The following is a 17667-nucleotide window of genomic DNA, read 5'->3' on the forward strand; positions in this document are numbered from 1 at the left end:
GCGTTTTCTCATAAGCTCGCCATCATGCAGATCTCCAGCTCCAGTGGTTCGCCACAGATGCAGGTTCAGAAGCTCCCAACAGGGATTGAGGGGTTTGATGATGTCTGCCATGGCGGGCTGCCGATCGGTCGCAGCACCTTGATCAGTGGTACGTCAGGAACTGGTAAGACCGTTTTCTCTTTGCATTTTCTGCATAACGGCATTGCTCACTTTGACGAGCCAGGCATTTTTGTCACCTTTGAGGAGTCGCCCCTCGATATCTTGCGTAACGCCGCCAGTTTTGGTTGGAATTTGCAGGAGATGGTGGAGCAGGACAAACTCTTCATCCTCGATGCATCACCGGATCCCGATGGACAGGATGTGGCTGGCAGCTTCGATCTTTCCGGTCTGATCGAACGAATCAATTACGCCATTCGTAAATACAAAGCCAAACGGGTGGCGATCGATTCGATCACAGCGGTTTTCCAGCAGTACGACGCGGTGTTTGTCGTGCGTCGCGAGATCTTCCGTCTGATTGCCCGTCTCAAAGAGATCGGCGTCACCACGGTGATGACCACGGAACGGATTGATGAGTACGGTCCGATTGCACGGTATGGCGTGGAGGAGTTCGTCTCCGACAATGTGGTGATTCTGCGCAACGTGCTTGAGGGCGAGCGTCGCCGGCGCACGGTAGAGATCCTCAAGCTCAGGGGAACAACGCATATGAAGGGCGAGTTCCCATTCACCATGGGAGCTCATGGCATCAGCATCTTCCCCCTCGGAGCGATGCGCCTCACCCAGCGCTCTTCGAATGTGCGGGTCAGTTCCGGTGTGCCGCGACTGGATGAAATGTGCGGGGGTGGTTTCTTCAAGGACTCAATCATCCTTGCCACCGGTGCCACCGGAACCGGCAAGACCCTGCTGGTCTCGAAGTTCATTGAGGATGCGTGTCGGAATAAAGAACGGGCGATCCTGTTCGCCTATGAGGAGTCACGCGCTCAGCTGTTGCGTAACGCCACAAGCTGGGGCATCGACTTCGAGCAGATGGAGCAGGACGGACTGCTGAAGATCATCTGTGCCTATCCCGAGTCGACAGGTTTGGAGGATCACCTGCAGATCATCAAGACTGAGATCAGCCAGTTCAAGCCATCACGGATGGCGATCGATTCTCTCTCCGCCCTGGCTCGTGGCGTCAGCCACAATGCATTCCGTCAGTTTGTGATCGGTGTGACCGGTTATGCCAAACAGGAGGAGATTGCAGGGTTCTTCACGAATACATCGGAGGAATTCATGGGCAGTCACTCAATCACTGATTCTCATATCTCCACCATCACCGACACGATTCTGCTGCTGCAATATGTGGAAATCCGAGGCGAGATGGCCAGGGCCTTGAACGTGTTCAAGATGCGTGGATCGTGGCATGACAAAGGAATTCGTGAATTTGTGATCACGGGCAACGGTCCTCAGATCAAAGACTCCTTCTCCAATTTCGAGCGGATCATTTCCGGTGTTCCCCATCGGGTGACCACTGATGAGCGCAGCGAGCTTTTACGCATTGCCCGTGGCGTGGATCCAGATGCCTGATTAAGGATCCTGCTTCTGCTGCCGTTCGGCCTTCCACTGCACTTCTTCGGGGTCTTCCTGAGCTAGAGGCAGATCGAACCAGAAGGTGGTGCCAACATCGAGTTCACTGGCCATGCGCACGTCGCTTCCATGTTTTTCAAGGATGCCGCGCACGATCGAAAGCCCCAGACCTGTTCCAACTTCTGTATGAACGGCATTCTCAACCCGGTAGAAACGTTCGAAGATGCGCTGTTGATTTTCGGGACTGATGCCGTACCCGGTGTCGCAGATCTCCACCCGCATGCGAGGAAGCGGTGACGTGAGCGGGCATGTTGGCCACTCGTTCTCCTGCTGAGGCGGTGTCATCTGGCAACTGTCCGGCCAGGTGTAGGCACGGATCAACAGCTGACCGCCCTTGCGATTGAATTTGAGCGCATTGCCCACAAGGTTGTCGAAGACCTGGAGCAGAAGATCCCAGTTGCCGAGAATGTCGGGAAGGTCCGGATCCGCTTCAAGGCTTAGATCCACTTGCTTGTCTGATGCATTGAGCTGATAACTGCGCAGGGTCTGCTCCAGTCCAGGACGCAGCTCAATCGGCGTGAAGGTGACGCTGCGGTTGGATTCCAAACGCGACAGATCGAGCACATCATTTACCAGTCGCGTCAGGCGATCGGTCTCGGAGTTGGCAATGCCGAGAAAGTCGCGGCGGTCTTCATCGCTGAGCTGATCCCCCATGTCGTGGAGGGTTTCCACGTAGCTCTTGATGTTGAAGAGGGGCGTGCGCAGTTCGTGGGACACATTGCTGATAAAGCGGCTCTGAGCAGCGTTTAACTCCACTTCGCGGGTTAAATCCTGGATCGTGACCGCCAAACCTTTCAGGGTTTCTCCACTGGGTTCTCGCACGGCTTGCAGAACGAATCGGAGGGTTCGCGGTGGATCGCCGATGCTGCTGCGCAGCTCATTGGTGTCGGTGCGGTTGCTCGACACGGCCTCGATCGGCTCATGCAGCTCCACGGCGAGGAGCTCGGGGAGTTCGTTGAGAAAGTCCTGTCCCTCGAGGTTGCGTCCTTCCCAACGAAACAGACGCCGAGCCGTTGGATTGGCCAGCACGATGAGTCCGTCGCCGTCCAAGAGAACGGCACCGTCAGCCATGGTGGCGATCAGGGATGCCTGTTTCACCTGCGCGGCCTGCAGTTCCTCGATGTTCGCCGCGTCATAAACCTGAAGCTGGGAGGCCATGGCGTTGAAGCCCTCGAGTAGTTCTCCCAGCTCACCGCCGACGGGGTGTCCGATCCGAGCGCGGAAGTCGCCATCGGCGATCGACCGGACGCCTCGAAGCAGCTCCTTCACCGGTCGGGTGATCGTGAGGGCATTGAACACGGCCCCCAGGATCACCAGCACCCAGATAGAGATGAACACGGCCACAGTCACTTCCCGGGTGAGAGCCGCACTCGCCAGAGCCGTTTCGTTGGGATTGACTCCCAAGGCCAGCACACCCAGATAGCGGTTTTGCTCCACCAGTGGAACGAAGACGTCGGTGACCAGACCCTGGGGAGTGATGTGCTGCCGCACCAGTGGATTCTTGGGCCGGTTCTGCATTTCTGCGGGCAGTTCCAGTCGTCGATTGAGACGGAGATCACCGTCTGAAGCGCTATCGCTTCCGCTGATGGGGATCCCCAGATAGACGATTCCCTCTGGGTCTGCAAAAAAGATGTAGCGGAGGCTTCGGCTTGATCGCCAGAACGTTTCGGCCACATTGGCCAATTCCCGATCGCGACCCTCGGCGACCAGCTCGCTCACATTGCCCGCCAGCAGCAGCCCGAGATCTCTGGCATAGCGGGTATCGTTCATTGCCGCATCGCGCTGGATGCCATTCAGCGCGAAGAAGGTGATGCCCGTCATCATCAGGCTCACCACCAGGGTGGCCACCGCCAACAGTTTCGTTTGAAGGCTGAATTCTGCCCACCAAGCCCCGATCCGCTCTCTCCAGCCCTGGACTTCACCCTGATTGGGTTCGATCACCGCCCACGAGGCCAGGCCGTCGTTCGTGGCCGTCGCTGGTTCGCTGGCCATGGCTTCGACTCGCGTTTGCAGAGCCTAAGACCGGCGCACCTGGTGGCCAATGTCCCGGCGGAATTGCATTCCTCTGTAGTTCACCGTGTCGAGGGCTTGGTAAGCGCGAGCGAAGGCCTGGTCGAAACTGACACCCTGTGCCACCTGGGTTAGGACCCGTCCTCCGCTGGTGAGGAGGCGACCGTCCTGATCTCGACGGGTCCCGGCGTGGAACAGCTGGCGCTGGGGATCGGCATCCGCTGCGATGTGAATCACATCTCCTTTGCTGGGAGCCTCGGGGTAGCCCTCCGCGGCTGTCACCACGCAGGCACTGCATGCTTCGTTGATGGCGAGCGGTGGTGCCAGATCAAGGCATCCCAATGCACAGGCCTGAAGCACCTGGGCCAGTTCTGGCCCCATCAGCGGCATCAGGGTCTGGCACTCCGGATCCCCAAATCGGCAATTGAATTCGATCACCTGGGGGCCAGCGTTGGTGAGCATGAGGCCGGCGTAGATCACACCTCGGTAGTGAATGCCGCGGTTGCGTAGAGCGTTCAGGGTGGGTGTCAGCACCTGCTCGCTCACTTGTTTGAGGCCGGCGGCGTCGAGCAGAGGGGCTGGGGCATAGGCGCCCATGCCGCCGGTGTTGGGACCCCGATCACCTTCGAGAAGACGTTTGTGATCCTGAGCAGGGGGGAGCAACACCATGCGCTCGCCATCGCAAAGAGCGAACACCGAAACCTCAGGCCCTTGTAGACGTTCTTCGAGCACCAGGCGTTCGCCCGCGCTGCCGAACCTGCCCGCGAAGGCCTCCTTGATCGCTGCTGCAGTGGCTTCGATGGTCTCAGCCACAGTGACTCCCTTTCCGGCGGCCAGGCCATCAGCTTTCACCACCAGAGGCCTCTGCAGGCGATCGAGCAGAGCCAGTGCTTCGGATAGCTCCGACACAGCCCAGTGGCCTGCGGTGGGGATCCCTTCTTCCTGCATCAGCTGCTTGGCCCAGGCTTTGCTGGCTTCCAGCTGCGCACCATCGGCACCCGGTCCGAACACCGCCAGTCCAACTTCTCGGAGACGATCGGCCACCCCTGCAGCCAGGGGTGCTTCCGGGCCGATCACAACGAGATCAATGGCGGTGTTACGGCAGTGTGCGATCAAGCCGTCGGCATCCAGCTCGCTGATGCCAAGAGCCCGACAGCCTTCGAGATCCACGGTGCCGCCGTTGCCAGGGGTGACCCAGACGTCCTCCACCCCAGGGCAACGGCGTAGCGCCCAGGCCAGGGCCTGCTCACGGCCGCCACCGCCTACCACAAGCAGGTGGCGCAGGGGGGGCAGGGACTGAGGACGGGAGCTGGAATGGGCCATGGAGGCGGGCGTGATGGTCGAAGACCCTTAGGTTTGAACGCCCCATCACGGTCATGGACGGTGATGGGATTCATCCATCTTTGTTGAGTGCCTGCCGGCCCATGGGTTTTCTCCCCCTGTCTTTGACGCTTCTGCTGGCGGCAACCCCGATTGCGGTGCAGGAGCCTCCGCTGCAGGACAAGGCTTCTCCTGTGCTTGAGCAAGCGATGGCGCCAGAGGCATTCGAGGCCGTGCTTTTGGAGGGTGATATTCCTGCGCTGCAGCTGGCGTGTGCTGATGCCGTTCAGTTCGGGCTGCAGGAGCGTCTGCGGTTGCTTCGCAATCGTTTGATGGAGGTGGCACCGGCTCCCCAGCCCTTCGAAGTGGTCATGGCCAACGCCCAGGCGCTGATGCAGTGCAAGGCGCCCGACAGTGTTCCTGTGGTGCTTGCTCGATTCGGACCGGCGCCGGGCCGGCAGCGCCGGGAGTGGTTGCTGCTGTCTTGGCAGGCGGCTGACGCGGCCTTTGATCAGGACCGAGCGGTCTTGGCCCTCATGCGACTTGTCGAGGGCGATCGGTCCCGTTTGGAGGAGGAGCGTCTGATTGTGGGACTGGATGATGAGGGTCAACCCCAGACCCGTTCTGCTTTGGATCTTCTGGCGGAGCATCAGATCGCAAATGGCCAGGAATCCGAAGCAGTACTCACCTTGCTTGCGGCTCGCACTCCGGGGGTTGCGGCCGCCCGCCGACTTGGTTTGGCGTCCGAGCTGCTGGGAGCGCTGGAACCTGAGCGCAGTGGCCCCCTCCTGGAGGCGGCTCTTGATCAGGCGGCGGCAGCTCAGGCCTGGAATCTCGCTGAGGATCTTCTGCGTCTGCAGCTGGCGCTGGAGCTTGAGAATGGTGGCAGTGGCGATCGTCCGCGCGAGCGTCTGCGCCGACTTGCAACGCGGGTGGATGACCGCTTCACCCTGCTAGATCTCGATCGTGAGTCCTCAGACCTGGGATCTGAGGAGCGCCAGCAGCTTGACCAGGAGCTGCGCTCTCCCCGCGCCCCTAGAGGGCACGCTGCACTGGGAGAATCAAGACCTTCCGAGGTCGAAGCGGCCGTCGACCCCCCTCAGCCATGACCATCACCCACGGCGAACTTCTCTACGAAGGCAAGGCCAAACGCATCTTTGCCTGCCAAGATCCCCAGCAGGTTTTGGTTGAGTTCAAGAACGATGCCACCGCCTTCAATGCCCAGAAGAAAGCCCAGTTGGAGAACAAGGGCCGTTTGAATTGCCTGATATCAGCTTGTTTGTTCGAGTTGCTCGAGCGCCATGAGATCCCCACCCATTACCTCGGTGTTTCGGATGACACCTGGATGGTCGTGCAGCGTGTGGACGTGATTCCGATCGAGGTGGTGTTGCGTAACACCGCGGCCGGCTCGCTTTGTCGTGAAACCCCAATTTCCCAAGGCACCGCTCTCGATCCAGCGCTTCTCGATCTCTATTACAAGGATGATGATTTTGGGGATCCGCTGCTCACGGACGCTCGCATTGCTCTGCTTGGAGTAGTGAGTTTCGAATTGCGCCAGCGCATGGAGGATCTGGTCCGCCGGGTCAACGCTGTGTTGCTGCCTTTCTTTAAGGATCTGGGGTTGCAGCTGGTGGATTTCAAGCTCGAAATGGGTCTGAATCAGGCCGGTGAGTTGCTTGTTGCCGATGAGATCAGCCCTGATACCTGCCGCTTTTGGGATATCAACTGCGCAGACGCCAATGAGCGGATTCTCGACAAGGACCGATTCCGTAAGGATCTTGGCGGTGTAATCGAGGCCTACGGTGAGGTCTGCAAACGGGTACAAGGGGCATGCCCACAACCCCGGAACTGCAGGTAGGTTCTCCAGACGTTTGTGGCCCTCCGGGCCGACTTCCGTCTCCCCCATGGTGACCTTCTCCTCCAGCCGAACCAGGACGTCCGTTCGGAGGAGCGTTCTGGGTATGGCACTCTCACTTCCACTGATGACCGCCCTGCCGGCCAGAGCCCAAGCGGAGGCTGAGACGGTTCAGGTGGAAGCTTCTCAAACTGAAGAGGTTCAGGTTGACGATGCAGCCGGTGAAATAGAGGTAAATCAGACTACGTCTGAAGAGATCGAGGTGGCGCCTGTTGCGCCGGCTGAAACGCCACCCGCCAATCAAGCACCCTCCGCAGAAACCCTTCCTGAGGAACCGGCTCGACCAAGGGTGTTGATCACTGAGGTGATCATCGAAGGTATCGCTGATCATCCCGAGCAGGAACGCCTCGAGCTTGAGGCCTATGACGCGATGACTGTGCGTCCGGGCAGCAGGGTGACTCGTGAGGAGCTCAAGCTCGATCTTGATGCCATTTATGCCACCGGATGGTTTTCGGATGTTCGCATCGAGCCCATCAATGGCCCCCTCGGCGTTCAACTGGTGGTGAAGGTGGTGCCTAACCCGGTGCTCACGCGGGTTGAACTCGATCCGGAGGACAACAAGATCAAGCCGGAGGTGCTCGTAGACACGTTCAGCTCCGACTACGGCCGCACGCTCAACCTCAACGAGCTGCAGCTGCGAATGAAGGAGTTGCAGAAGTGGTACGCCGATGAGGGCTACTCCCTGGCCCGGGTGAGCGGTCCGACCCGTGTGAGTCCTGATGGTGTCGTTCAGCTCAAGGTGTTAATTGGCACTGTGAACGGTGTGGATGTTCAGTTCCTCACCAAAGAAGGTGAAACCACGAACGACAAAGGCGAGCCTTTGAAGGGCAAGACCAAACCCTGGGTGGTGACCCGAGAGATTTCCATCGAGCCTGGCGAACCCTTCAACCGCAAAAAACTCGAGGAAGACATCAAGCGGCTCTACGGCACCTCACTGTTTAGTGACATCAAAGTGACCCTCAAGCCTGTGGCTGGAGAGCCTGGGACTATCACGATCGTCCTGGGCATAGTGGAACAATCCACCGGATCTCTCTCTGGCGGTTTGGGTTACAGCCAGAGCCAGGGTGTGTTCGGTCAGGTGCAGCTGTCTGACAGCAACATGTTCGGCCGAGCCTGGAACCTGGCTCTCAATCTCACCTATGGCCAGTTTGGAGGACTTGCCAACTTCACCTTCACCGATCCCTGGATCAAAGGTGACAAGTACCGCACATCATTCCGGACATCCATCTTTCTGAGCCGAGAAGTCCCCCAGGTTTTTCAGAGCCAGAACGAGGGTGACATTGTCACCGTGACTGACTACCAGGACAACAATTCCAAAAAAGCTTTCGATATCAGGAACCGCAACAATCCTGCTGATCGCCGCTTCGACAATGTGGCTCAAGCGAGCAAGCAGTTCCCTGACGAGAGCTGGTTTGAGTTCGAAGGTGATTCCGTTGCGCTTCAGCGAGTGGGTGGCAACATCGTTTTAGCTAGACCTTTGAATGGTGGTGATCCCTTCAAAAAGGTTCCCTGGCAGGCGCTGGTCGGAGTGAATGTTCAGAACGTTCGCCCGATTAATTTTAACGGCGATACCCGTCCCTACGGAGTTCCCAACGAAAACATCCGCAATGGTGAGATTCCCAACAACGAGGTGATCTGCATTGCCTTTAATTGCGCGAATGAAAACAATCTGGCCAGTGTGCGCTTCGCTACCACCTACAACACGCTGAACGACGCGCGCAACCCAACTTCGGGCAACTTCTTCAGTTTCGGCACCGAGCAGTATGTGTCGGTGGGAGAGAATTCACCAACTTTCAACCGCGTACGAACCACCTACACCAAGTTCTTTCCTGTGAATTGGTTGAAGTTGTTCAAGGGATGCCGCCCAAAACCCGGTGAAAAAGAAAACTGCCCTCAAGCTATTGCTTTTCAAGTGAAAGCTGGCACGATTCTTGGCCAATTGCCTCCTTACGAAGCGTTTTGCTTGGGTGGTTCTAATTCGGTGCGTGGTTGGTTTGACTGTGACCTGGCAGTAGGCCGCAGTTTTGGTGAGGCCACCATCGAATATCGCTTCCCGATCTTCAGTATTTTCTCGGGCGAAGTGTTCATTGATGCCGGCACGGATTTTGGCTCTCAAGCCAATGTTCCCGGCAAACCCGGTGAACTACTCGATAAGCCAGGATCGGGGGTTTCGCCTGGATTGGGTGTGATCGTGACCACCCCAGTGGGTCCGTTGCGACTGGAATTGGCGAGCCAGAACTTCACGGGCGAGGTTCGCTTCAATTTGGGTGTGGGCTGGAAGTTCTGATGGTTTGCTGGCCCGTTGATTACGACGGCGCTTGGACCCTTGCTGGAACTGTGCGTCGTTGTGGCATTGGTTTGCACAGTGGCAAGCCTGTGTCGGTGACCCTCAAGCCGTCGGCCGATCCCGGCATCTGGGTGCGATGGTCATCAGACGATGCCGCGCCCGTGCAGTTGAAGCCGTCCCAGGTTCGAGACAGCCAGCTCTGCACCACCCTCGAACTTGGGGATCGCCGCTTGGCCACGGTGGAACATCTCCTCGCAGCCCTGGCTGGATGCGGGCTGACCCAGGCCCTGCTGGAGGTTGATGGGGAAGAGATTCCCCTGCTCGATGGATCAGCGATTGGATGGGTGGAGGCGATCGCTGAAGCAGATCTGGCGGAGGTTTCCGGCGAGCGTTCCCACCGCCCCACCCTTGAGCAACCAATCGCCCTGCACCGCGGCAGCAGCGTCATCACTGCAACGCCGGCTGAGCAGTTCAGTGTTGTGGGCGTGATTGATTTCCCACAGCCGGCGATCGGCCGGCAACAGTTCGCGCTTGAGCTCACACCGCAGCGTTTTGTTGAGGAAATTGCCCCAGCCCGCACGTTTGGTTTCCGCGAGCAGGTGGAGCAGCTGCGTGCTGCGGGGCTGATCCAAGGAGGAGCTCTTGATAATGCCCTTGTTTGTGATGGAGACCACTGGCTGAACCCACCGCTGCGCTACCCGGATGAACCGGTGCGCCATAAGCTGCTTGACCTGATCGGTGACCTGGCGCTCGTGGGATTCCCGCGTGCACAGGTGCTGGTCTACCGCGGCTCCCATGGTTTGCATACGGACCTGGCGGCGGCCCTGGCCGATCGTTCCCCTGTTCAGCCCTGACTGTTTTGACCTCTTCCTCCGCCAACGACGTTGTGACGTCCCAGCCCGTGCTCAATGCGGAGCAGATCATGGGTCTGTTGCCGCACCGCTACCCCTTTGCCCTGGTCGATCGGGTGCTCGAGCATGTTCCAGGTGAAAAGGCCGTGGCCATCAAAAATGTGACTCTGAATGAGCCCCAGTTTCAAGGGCATTTTCCGGCACGACCGCTAATGCCTGGCGTGCTGATCGTGGAGGCGATGGCTCAGGTGGGCGGCCTGATCGTGACCCAGATGCCCGATCTCCCCAAGGGACTGTTCGTGTTTGCCGGCATCGACGGCGTGCGTTTCCGTCGTCCGGTGGTCCCCGGTGATCAGCTCTGCATCAGTTGTGAACTCCTCAGCCTCAAGCGCAAGCGCTTCGGCAAGGTGAAGGCGGAAGCCACCGTGGATGGTCAGCTGGTTTGTTCCGGCGAGTTGATGTTCTCGCTGGTGGATTGACGATGATGAGCGAACAGCGTTCCACTGTTGTGACTGCCGAGAGCCGGCCTGCCCAGGTCCACCCCCTCGCTGTTGTCGATCCGCGCGCCGAGCTTGCAGCTGGTGTGGTGATCGGTCCTGGTGCCGTCGTCGGTCCCGATGTCCAGATTGGTGCTCACTCTTGGGTCGGCCCCAATGTCGTTCTGGATGGCAGCCTGATCATCGGAGAGCACAACAAGATCTATCCGGGTGCCTGCTTGGGGCAGGAACCACAGGATCTGAAATACAAGGGCGCGCCCACAGAGGTGGTCATCGGCAATCACAACACCATTCGCGAGTGCGTCACGATCAATAGGGCTACTGATGAGGGCGAGCAGACTCGGATCGGTAACCACAACTTATTGATGGCTTACTGCCATCTCGGCCATAACTGTGAATTGGGCAACGGCATCGTGATGTCCAACAGCATTCAGGTGGCAGGTCATGTCTTGATCGAGGATCACGCTGTGATCGGGGGGTGCCTCGGCATTCATCAGTTTGTGCAGATCGGTGGCATGGCAATGGTGGGTGGCATGACACGGGTCGATCGTGATGTCCCCCCTTACTGCCTTGTGGAGGGACACCCCGGACGGGTGCGCGGACTGAACCGGGTGGGATTGCGCCGGCGGGGCCTTGATCGCAAGGACGATGGCCAGGACCTCAAGCAACTGCAGGAGATCTGGTCGCTGCTGTATCGCTCCGACCATGTGATTGCCGAGGGCCTCAAACTGGCTCGAGAGCAGTCCCTCCTGCCTCTGGCGGATCACCTCTGCACCTTCCTTGAAGGGTCCATTTCCTCTGGGCGTCGTGGTCCAATGCCGGCTGTTGGCTCTCGTTGATGGTGCGATTGCTGATCAGCACCGGTGAGGTGTCGGGAGATCTGCAGGGAAGTCTGTTGATCGAGGCCCTGCACCGGCAGGCCTCCCTCAGAGGGTTGGATCTGGAGGTGCTGGCTCTCGGCGGCAGCCGGATGCAGGCGGCTGGAGCGGAACTGCTGGCGGATACGTCGCCGATGGGGGCGATTGGCCTCTGGGAGGCCCTTCCTCTGGTGATGCCCACCCTCAAGCTGCAGGCCCGCGTGGATCAAGTGCTGCAGCAGCGTCCACCGGATGGGGTGGTGTTGATCGATTACATGGGGGCGAATGTGCGCCTGGGCAACAGTTTGCGGCGGCGGTTGCCGTCGGTTCCGATCACCTACTACATCGCACCGCAGGAGTGGGCCTGGCGCATCGGTGACGGAGGTACCACCCAGCTGCTGAAGTTCACCGATCGGATTCTGGCCATTTTTCCGGAGGAAGCTTCGTTCTATGCCAGTCGGGGGGCAGATGTGACGTGGGTTGGCCACCCCCTCCTCGACAGTGTGGCCAACCGTCCGGACCGGGTAGCCGCCCGCGCGCGGCTGTCGTTGCCGCCGGAAGGCCGGCTGCTCTTGTTATTTCCAGCATCCAGGCCCCAGGAGTTGAAATACCTGATGCCGGTGTTGGTGCAGGCGGCAGCCCGGCTACAAGCTCGCGATCCCTCCTTGGATGTGATGGTTCCGGCCGGACTGGCTTCCTTTGAACAGCCCCTCAAGGAGGCCCTGTCTGCTGCTGGTGTGCGGGCCTCCGTGGTGCCGGCCGCAGAGGCCGACACCATGAAGCCGTGGTTGTTCGCGGCGGCGGATCTGGCCCTGGGCAAATCAGGCACGGTGAATGTGGAACTGGCGCTCCATGGAGTGCCCCAGGTGGTGGGGTATCGGGTGAGCCGGGTTACGGCCTGGGTGGCACGCCATCTGCTGCGCTTTCAGGTGAAGCACATCTCTCCCGTGAATCTGCTGTTGGATGAGCGCCTGGTGCCGGAGCTCCTGCAGGATGCCTTTGATGCCGACCAACTCGTGGAGTTAGCGGCTCCGCTTCTGGATAACCCCGCCGCGCGGGAGGTCATGTTGAGTGGCTACAAACGGCTCACAGAAACGCTTGGCAAACCCGGCGTCACCGATCGCGCCGCCTGCGCCATTCTCGACCAGCTTCCCCCCACCCCAACCGCCTCGTGATGCGCCTCGTTCTGCCTCTGCTCATGGTGGGAGCCCTGCTTCTCGGGGCTCCTGGTTCCGTGTTCGCGGCCGTGGAGAATGCGGTGCTTGCTGGGGGCTGTTTCTGGTGCTTAGAGAGTGACCTGGAGAAACTTCCCGGGGTGCTTTCGGTGGAGAGTGGCTACAGCGGTGGGACTGTGGCCCGGCCCACGTACCGGCAGGTGACGAGCGAGACCACCGGTCATCAGGAGGTGGTGGAGGTGCGGTTCGATCCTGCCAAGATCAGTTATCCCCGCCTGTTGCAGTCGTATTGGCGCAATGTGGATCCCTTCGATGGCGGTGGTCAGTTCTGCGACCGCGGCGATTCCTATCGGCCGGTGATTTTTACTAACAGTGAGGCGCAGGCTCAGAGTGCTCGGGCCAGCAGGGCTGCGGTTGCCAGGGAGCTGGGGGTGCCTGAATCGAAGCTCAAAGTCGAGATCAAGCCTCTTAAGACGTTCTGGCCCGCTGAGAGCTACCACCAGAACTACGCCAAAACCAACACACTCCGCTACCGCTTCTACCGGTTCAGCTGCGGTCGTGACCGCCGGCTCGATGATGTATGGGGGAGTAAAGCCCGCAGCGGTGCTCCATGGAGCACGCCGGCGAAGCGTTGACAACGCCCGTCGATCTGGCGTAGTGAAATCTGAGGAAATTCTGTAGTCGCCGGTACGCTCTGACTCACTGACTTCTCAGTGAAGGTGCGGGTTTTACCCTCTCCTCTGCCTAGATAGATCTGCGTACCATGGCACGGGAATGAGTAGGAGGTCTGTATGTATCTGCTGACCATCAAAGACGGTCTTGTGACTCGTCACGTTGGTCCGTACCCATCGCCGAAACAGGCCTCCGACGATCTCGATCGGGTGATGGCCAGTTGTTCGGAACGGGCCCGCTGGCAGATTCATGCCCTCGAACACCCGTTGTCAGTTGTCAAAACTGCGGCCTTGGCTTCCTAGGGCGACCCTTGATCTGAGCGCTGGCCGGGATAGCCGCGCAGAAGGCCAGATTCGATCATCAGACCCACTCCAGTGTTGATGGCAATCAGGCTGAGGGTTCCATACCAGAACCAGGGGCCTCGGTCCTGACCGAGCATCTGAACAATGCGGCGACTGATGGCTTCACCGAAGAGGCAAAGCCCTGCTGGAAGCAGCAATACCCCTAATTGGGCTCGGATATACCAACGCAAGGGTTTGGAGGCCATGGCGTGTGGTGACTATCCACGAACTTAAGTGCCAGTGGTCCCGGCTTGGTTGCGGATCCAGTTCACAAGGGTGCGAACCCCGTAGCCGGTGGCTCCCGATGGGTTAAGGCCTCGGCCCTTGTCGCTCCAGACCGTGCCGGCGATATCGATGTGAGCCCAGGGAATGCCAGAATCCACAAATTCTTTGAGGAACAGGGCGGCTGTGATCGATCCGCCCGGCCGTGGGCCGGTGTTTTTCATGTCCGCCAGCAGTGATTTGAGTCCTTTGCGGTAGGGACTGTGCAGCGGCATGCGCCAGAGACCTTCGCCGGAGGCCATGGCGGCCTGCTCCAGATTCGAGGCGAGGGTGTCGTCGCTGGTCCAGAGGCCAGCAATCTCCTCCCCGAGGGCAATCACGCAAGCACCTGTGAGCGTTGCGAGGTCGACGATGGCGTCAGGCTTGAGCTTGCAGGCATACACCAGAGCATCGGCGAGGGTCAGCCGCCCCTCGGCATCGGTGTTGTTGATTTCAATCGTGGTGCCGTTGGAGGCGGTGACGATGTCGCCGGGGTGCACGGCGGAGCCATTGATCATGTTTTCGCAGGAGGCCACGAGCATGTGCACTTCCACACCGGCGGGACGAAGCTCGGCGATCGCCCGCATCGCGCCGATCACGGCAGCACTACCACCCATGTCGTACTTCATCATGTCGATCTGTGCGGCACCCACCTTGAGGTTGTATCCACCTGAATCGAAGGTGAGTCCCTTGCCCACCAGCACCAAACGCCTCTTCACCTCATCGTTGGGTCGGTAGGTGAGATGGATGAATTTGGGATCCATATCCGACCCCTGGCACACCGAGAGGAAGGAGCCCATGCCGCGTTCTTCGCAATCGGACCGCTCGAGGATGGTGAGCTCAAGGCCATGTTCATGGGCCAGGTGGCTTGCGGTGCGTGCCAGTTCCTCCGGAGTGACACTGTTGGGAGGTGCGGCGACCAGCTCACGGGCCAGCTCCACGCCGGCACACACAGGATGAACGGCTTCCAGTCCGTGGGCGAACCCTCCGGGTAGAGGTCCCAGTAGCTCAAGTTGGTCGGGTCTGGGGCTGGGTTCGGGCTTGCTGCGGAAGCGGTCGTCGCTGTAAAGCGCCAAACGCACCGCTTCAGCTGCTGCGGCGGCATCCTCTTCCGGAGTTTCGTTGCTCCAGGGGAGCAGCAGGCCCAGGGTTCCGACCTGACCGATGGCAGCCCCTGCTGCGGCAGACGCTGCCAGGCGCAGTCCGTCACGATCGACGTCGTCGGCGGCCCCCAGTCCCACCAGCACCAAGGTTGTGCAGTCACCTCGCAATAAAGGCAAGCTGACGCAGTCGCCGGGCTTGCCGCTGAAAGGTTTCTGCTTCAGCCAGTCGGCGAGCTGAAGGCTGAAGCGCTGCTCCATCGTGGCCACCAGCCCCTGGGGGTCGTTCTCAACGATGCCGAGGGCCAGAACGGAACCGCTCCAGGCCTCAGGTGTGGCCGGAGAGAGGGAGATCTTCATAGGAAGCCGATGCCTGCACCGATGCTAGAAGCCACCCTCAGGCCGCCTGGAAAGGGGTAGCCCATCGCTCTCGTGTTTCCTTGTTGAAGGGTGGGTGCCAGCGCTGGATCAGTGTTTGCTCCAGCTGCCGGCGAGGCCGGGTGGCCTTGGGTACATCGCTCCAGAAGCGGATGCTGGTGCTGCAGTGCAGACCACAGGCCCTGCAGGCTTCTTCATAAGCGGCTAGGTAAGCCTTGCAGTCGTGATCTCCCTTCCAGCGGCGATCGGCCGCCATCGTTTCCCCGATATAAAGAAGCAGTGGATGCTTGAGGTCGACTGGTCGGTCCATCACGAGGTATAATGCCGCTCCCCGATGCTGCCCTTGTGGCCAGCGCCAGAAACTCAGCGGAAGCGGTTTGAGTTGTAGAGGGTCAAAGTTCGCGAGCGGATCCTGCTCTGCCTCGAACAGGCCAACCTGCAGCGCGTCCGGCGGGGTTGGCTGAAACAGTGGTGCCTGGAAGGCATGCACCCGTTGCTGCCAGCGGCGCATCTGGGTCGTCGTGATCGCCAGCTCTGCGCTGGTGCTGGCCTCGCTGGCCGGGGGGGGTAGAGCAAAGAGATCGCCCTGGCGGTGCGCATCAGCCATGGCATCAACTCCGCGGCGGCAGGCTGGGGCCGCGGGGCCTAGCCCCGAAGCTCACCCGGCCGATCAAGGCTTCGACTGCATCGGGCGGTAAGCACAGCCGTTCCTGCAGGTCTGCCAGGTGCTGGAAGGGCTGACGTCGTCGCTCGCTGATCAATCGCTGCAGTCGCTCCTCCGGCCATCCCAGCCCGGCAGCCAAAAGGGAAGGGCTCTCGGCATTGAGATCCAGTGTCGTCTGATTCGGCAGCAATGGTGCGTCGCCATGCCAGCGGAACACCAGATGGGGCCGCCACTGGTCGCAGAGCTTCGGCGGAAGCTCGAGCAGACGGGCCAGATCCTCAAGCTGACTGAACTGCACCCCGCCTTGCTGTAGACGCATCAGCAGGTCAATCATGGCGTCGCTGCAACCTGGAAGTTGGCGCCAGTCGTCGGCTGCGGCACGGTTCACATCGATGCACCAGCGAGGTTCTTCCGCCGCACGTTTCGGATCAGGCGGCAGATCGCCGATGGCCTGGAGCACCTTGCGCGCCAGGGGATCGAGCCAGTGCCGGCGGGCCATTGCCGCGTGTCTCCAAAGCAGCCTGGTCTGGACCCTAGGTCCAGCGGGGCGGTCTGGAGGGGACCTGCACCAGCCCCTCACGGAAGGCGGTCACCACCGCCGCGGTGCGGTCCTTAGCAGGCAGCTTGCGCAGCAGGCTGCTCACGTGGCTTTTCACGGTCTCGATGGACACCAGCAGGTCTTCGGCGATCTCCAGATTGGTCATGCCACGGCATAGCCCGCGCAGCACGTCTTCTTCGCGCATTGTTAGGTCCTTCAGGGGCAGCTGCTGGCCGCTGCTGCTGCTGAGCCGGCTGTGGTGGAGCACGCCGCTGATTACAGGATCGAGATATTGACCATCGCTATCGATGGCGGTGAGGGCGGCGGCCACCGCTCCAGTGCCAGCGCTCTGAACGGCGCAGATGCCATGGCATCCGGCCTCGATCGCGTCCAGGATCGTGCGGGCGATTGGCCTGTGCAGCAGGATCAGGGCCTTGAGCTTGGGCTGAACAGCAAGGGCGCGCCGCACCAAGCTGATGCCGCTGCCGCTTTCCAGCAGGTCAGTGCACAGCAGCAGGCTGGCTGCGTGGCTCTGAATGTTGCCGAGGCAGTCGTCTTCGCTAGTGCAGGCGGCCACCAAAGGCCCCTGACCTTCGAACCAGATCGTCCAGCTGGCGAGCAGCACAGGGTCGGCGGTGGCGATGGCGCTGCGGCTGCGCCGCAGCAGGCTGTGGCCCTGACGGGATTGCTGCTGCAGAGAGGGGATCCGGGAGCTGAGATCCATCGGGAGAAACGGTCGGGAACCAAGGCCGCTGGCGTTTTCATGGTGGCTCGAATCCATGGGAGTGGATCCGCACTGTCAGTGACGGCTGCCATTGTTCAGAATTTCTCAAGTAAACGGATGGAGCCATGGCGTTCTTCGACTCCGAAATCGTGCAGGAGGAAGCCAAGCGGCTGTTTGGCGATTACCAGCAACTGATGCAGCTGGGCTCCGATTACGGCAAGTTCGACCGTGAGGGCAAGAAGAAATTCATCGACACGATGGAGGAGCTGATGGAGCGCTACCGGGTGTTTATGAAACGCTTTGAGCTCTCGGAAGACTTCCAGGCCAAGCTCACAGTGGAGCAGCTGCGCACCCAGCTGGGGCAATTCGGGATCACTCCGGAACAGATGTTCGAGCAGATGCACGGCACGCTGGAGCGAATGAAGAGCCAGCTGGATCTGCCCCCCAGCTGAGG

18 protein-coding genes are annotated in these 17667 nt (G+C 60.1%); 11 read left to right on the forward strand and 7 right to left on the reverse strand.

Going from position 1 to position 17667, the window contains the following annotated elements; all coding sequences use genetic code 11:
• The first annotated feature begins 24 nt into the window (after positions 1–24).
• Positions 25–1563, forward strand: a complete 1539-nt coding sequence (gene kaiC, locus ACLM45_RS12515; protein WP_006043362.1) for a circadian clock protein KaiC — start codon at positions 25–27, stop codon at positions 1561–1563.
• On the opposite strand, the gene ACLM45_RS12520 is transcribed toward kaiC, so the two are convergent.
• Together ACLM45_RS12520 and purD are read right to left on the reverse strand one after the other, a co-directional pair.
• Positions 1564–3615, reverse strand: coding sequence for an ATP-binding protein (locus tag ACLM45_RS12520; RefSeq protein ID WP_415409571.1), 2052 nt, complete (start codon positions 3613–3615; stop codon positions 1564–1566).
• Positions 3616–3639: 24 nt separating this feature from the next.
• A complete protein-coding gene (gene purD / locus ACLM45_RS12525; protein WP_415409572.1) occupies positions 3640–4956 on the reverse strand; it encodes a phosphoribosylamine--glycine ligase in 1317 nt (438 codons plus the stop codon).
• A gap of 101 nt (positions 4957–5057) precedes the next feature.
• Here purD and ACLM45_RS12530 point away from each other — a divergent pair, with 101 nt between their 5' ends.
• The 9 genes from ACLM45_RS12530 (at position 5058) to ACLM45_RS12570 (ending at position 13509) form a co-directional block, all read left to right on the forward strand.
• A complete protein-coding gene (locus tag ACLM45_RS12530) occupies positions 5058–6062 on the forward strand; it encodes a hypothetical protein (RefSeq protein WP_415409574.1) in 1005 nt (334 codons plus the stop codon).
• Positions 6059–6811, forward strand: a complete 753-nt coding sequence (gene purC, locus ACLM45_RS12535; protein ID WP_415409576.1) for a phosphoribosylaminoimidazolesuccinocarboxamide synthase — start codon at positions 6059–6061, stop codon at positions 6809–6811. The genes ACLM45_RS12530 and purC overlap by 4 nt, the downstream gene beginning before the upstream one ends.
• Before the next feature lie 46 nt (positions 6812–6857).
• Positions 6858–9155: a BamA/TamA family outer membrane protein gene (locus tag ACLM45_RS12540; protein ID WP_415409577.1), complete on the forward strand. Its 2298-nt coding sequence runs from the start codon at positions 6858–6860 to the stop codon at positions 9153–9155.
• Complete coding sequence (gene lpxC, locus ACLM45_RS12545) at positions 9155–10009, forward strand: UDP-3-O-acyl-N-acetylglucosamine deacetylase (RefSeq protein WP_415409578.1); 855 nt, start codon at positions 9155–9157, stop codon at positions 10007–10009. The genes ACLM45_RS12540 and lpxC overlap by 1 nt, the downstream gene beginning before the upstream one ends.
• 32 nt (positions 10010–10041) lie before the next feature.
• Positions 10042–10485 (forward strand): 3-hydroxyacyl-ACP dehydratase FabZ, encoded by a 444-nt coding sequence (fabZ, locus tag ACLM45_RS12550; protein WP_050752040.1) that lies wholly within the window; start codon positions 10042–10044, stop codon positions 10483–10485.
• A 2-nt stretch (positions 10486–10487) separates the two neighbouring features.
• Positions 10488–11342: an acyl-ACP--UDP-N-acetylglucosamine O-acyltransferase gene (gene lpxA / locus ACLM45_RS12555; RefSeq protein WP_415409579.1), complete on the forward strand. Its 855-nt coding sequence runs from the start codon at positions 10488–10490 to the stop codon at positions 11340–11342.
• The gene (gene lpxB, locus ACLM45_RS12560) at positions 11342–12535 is read left to right on the forward strand and encodes a lipid-A-disaccharide synthase (protein WP_006043372.1); all 1194 of its coding nucleotides are present in this window, start codon (positions 11342–11344) and stop codon (positions 12533–12535) included. The genes lpxA and lpxB overlap by 1 nt, the downstream gene beginning before the upstream one ends.
• Positions 12535–13170: a peptide-methionine (S)-S-oxide reductase MsrA gene (gene msrA, locus ACLM45_RS12565; RefSeq protein ID WP_415409581.1), complete on the forward strand. Its 636-nt coding sequence runs from the start codon at positions 12535–12537 to the stop codon at positions 13168–13170. The genes lpxB and msrA overlap by 1 nt, the downstream gene beginning before the upstream one ends.
• Before the next feature lie 156 nt (positions 13171–13326).
• Positions 13327–13509, forward strand: a complete 183-nt coding sequence (locus tag ACLM45_RS12570; RefSeq protein WP_006043374.1) for a hypothetical protein — start codon at positions 13327–13329, stop codon at positions 13507–13509.
• Here the strand turns inward: ACLM45_RS12570 and ACLM45_RS12575 are convergent.
• The 5 genes from ACLM45_RS12575 to ACLM45_RS12595 are packed head-to-tail and all read right to left on the reverse strand — an operon-like array spanning position 13506 to position 17270.
• Positions 13506–13754: a hypothetical protein gene (locus ACLM45_RS12575; RefSeq protein WP_415409583.1), complete on the reverse strand. Its 249-nt coding sequence runs from the start codon at positions 13752–13754 to the stop codon at positions 13506–13508. The genes ACLM45_RS12570 and ACLM45_RS12575 overlap by 4 nt on opposite strands.
• Positions 13755–13778: 24 nt before the next feature.
• The gene (locus tag ACLM45_RS12580) at positions 13779–15269 is read right to left on the reverse strand and encodes a leucyl aminopeptidase (RefSeq protein ID WP_415409584.1); all 1491 of its coding nucleotides are present in this window, start codon (positions 15267–15269) and stop codon (positions 13779–13781) included.
• A 37-nt stretch (positions 15270–15306) separates the two neighbouring features.
• Positions 15307–15894, reverse strand: a complete 588-nt coding sequence (locus ACLM45_RS12585) for a GIY-YIG nuclease family protein (RefSeq protein ID WP_415409585.1) — start codon at positions 15892–15894, stop codon at positions 15307–15309.
• A 4-nt stretch (positions 15895–15898) separates the two neighbouring features.
• On the reverse strand, positions 15899–16450 hold the full coding sequence (locus ACLM45_RS12590) for a hypothetical protein (RefSeq protein WP_415409586.1): 552 nt from the start codon (positions 16448–16450) through the stop codon (positions 15899–15901).
• Between the two features lie 34 nt (positions 16451–16484).
• Positions 16485–17270 carry a helix-turn-helix domain-containing protein gene (locus ACLM45_RS12595; RefSeq protein ID WP_415409587.1) on the reverse strand — a complete coding sequence of 262 codons (786 nt, stop codon included), beginning with the start codon at positions 17268–17270 and terminating at the stop codon, positions 16485–16487.
• A 68-nt stretch (positions 17271–17338) separates the two neighbouring features.
• Here ACLM45_RS12595 and ACLM45_RS12600 point away from each other — a divergent pair, with 68 nt between their 5' ends.
• Positions 17339–17665: a DUF1825 family protein gene (locus ACLM45_RS12600; protein WP_006043380.1), complete on the forward strand. Its 327-nt coding sequence runs from the start codon at positions 17339–17341 to the stop codon at positions 17663–17665.
• Positions 17666–17667 lie beyond the last annotated feature (2 nt).

This window comes from Synechococcus sp. A10-1-5-9 (genome assembly GCF_047716785.1).
Lineage (GTDB): Bacteria > Cyanobacteriota > Cyanobacteriia > PCC-6307 > Cyanobiaceae > Synechococcus_C.

Excerpts from the sequence above, each read along its gene's own strand:
- kaiC (WP_006043362.1), top strand. The coding sequence starts at position 25 with ATGCAGATCTCCAGCTCCAGTGGTTCGCCACAGATGCAGGTTCAGAAG.
- ACLM45_RS12520 (WP_415409571.1), bottom strand. The coding sequence starts at position 3,615 with ATGGCCAGCGAACCAGCGACGGCCACGAACGACGGCCTGGCCTCGTGG.
- purD (WP_415409572.1), bottom strand. The coding sequence starts at position 4,956 with ATGGCCCATTCCAGCTCCCGTCCTCAGTCCCTGCCCCCCCTGCGCCAC.
- ACLM45_RS12530 (WP_415409574.1), top strand. The coding sequence starts at position 5,058 with ATGGGTTTTCTCCCCCTGTCTTTGACGCTTCTGCTGGCGGCAACCCCG.
- purC (WP_415409576.1), top strand. The coding sequence starts at position 6,059 with ATGACCATCACCCACGGCGAACTTCTCTACGAAGGCAAGGCCAAACGC.
- ACLM45_RS12540 (WP_415409577.1), top strand. The coding sequence starts at position 6,858 with ATGGTGACCTTCTCCTCCAGCCGAACCAGGACGTCCGTTCGGAGGAGC.
- lpxC (WP_415409578.1), top strand. The coding sequence starts at position 9,155 with ATGGTTTGCTGGCCCGTTGATTACGACGGCGCTTGGACCCTTGCTGGA.
- lpxA (WP_415409579.1), top strand. The coding sequence starts at position 10,488 with ATGATGAGCGAACAGCGTTCCACTGTTGTGACTGCCGAGAGCCGGCCT.
- lpxB (WP_006043372.1), top strand. The coding sequence starts at position 11,342 with ATGGTGCGATTGCTGATCAGCACCGGTGAGGTGTCGGGAGATCTGCAG.
- msrA (WP_415409581.1), top strand. The coding sequence starts at position 12,535 with ATGCGCCTCGTTCTGCCTCTGCTCATGGTGGGAGCCCTGCTTCTCGGG.
- ACLM45_RS12570 (WP_006043374.1), top strand. The coding sequence starts at position 13,327 with ATGTATCTGCTGACCATCAAAGACGGTCTTGTGACTCGTCACGTTGGT.
- ACLM45_RS12575 (WP_415409583.1), bottom strand. The coding sequence starts at position 13,754 with ATGGCCTCCAAACCCTTGCGTTGGTATATCCGAGCCCAATTAGGGGTA.
- ACLM45_RS12580 (WP_415409584.1), bottom strand. The coding sequence starts at position 15,269 with ATGAAGATCTCCCTCTCTCCGGCCACACCTGAGGCCTGGAGCGGTTCC.
- ACLM45_RS12585 (WP_415409585.1), bottom strand. The coding sequence starts at position 15,894 with ATGGCTGATGCGCACCGCCAGGGCGATCTCTTTGCTCTACCCCCCCCG.
- ACLM45_RS12590 (WP_415409586.1), bottom strand. The coding sequence starts at position 16,450 with ATGGCCCGCCGGCACTGGCTCGATCCCCTGGCGCGCAAGGTGCTCCAG.
- ACLM45_RS12595 (WP_415409587.1), bottom strand. The coding sequence starts at position 17,270 with ATGGATTCGAGCCACCATGAAAACGCCAGCGGCCTTGGTTCCCGACCG.
- ACLM45_RS12600 (WP_006043380.1), top strand. The coding sequence starts at position 17,339 with ATGGCGTTCTTCGACTCCGAAATCGTGCAGGAGGAAGCCAAGCGGCTG.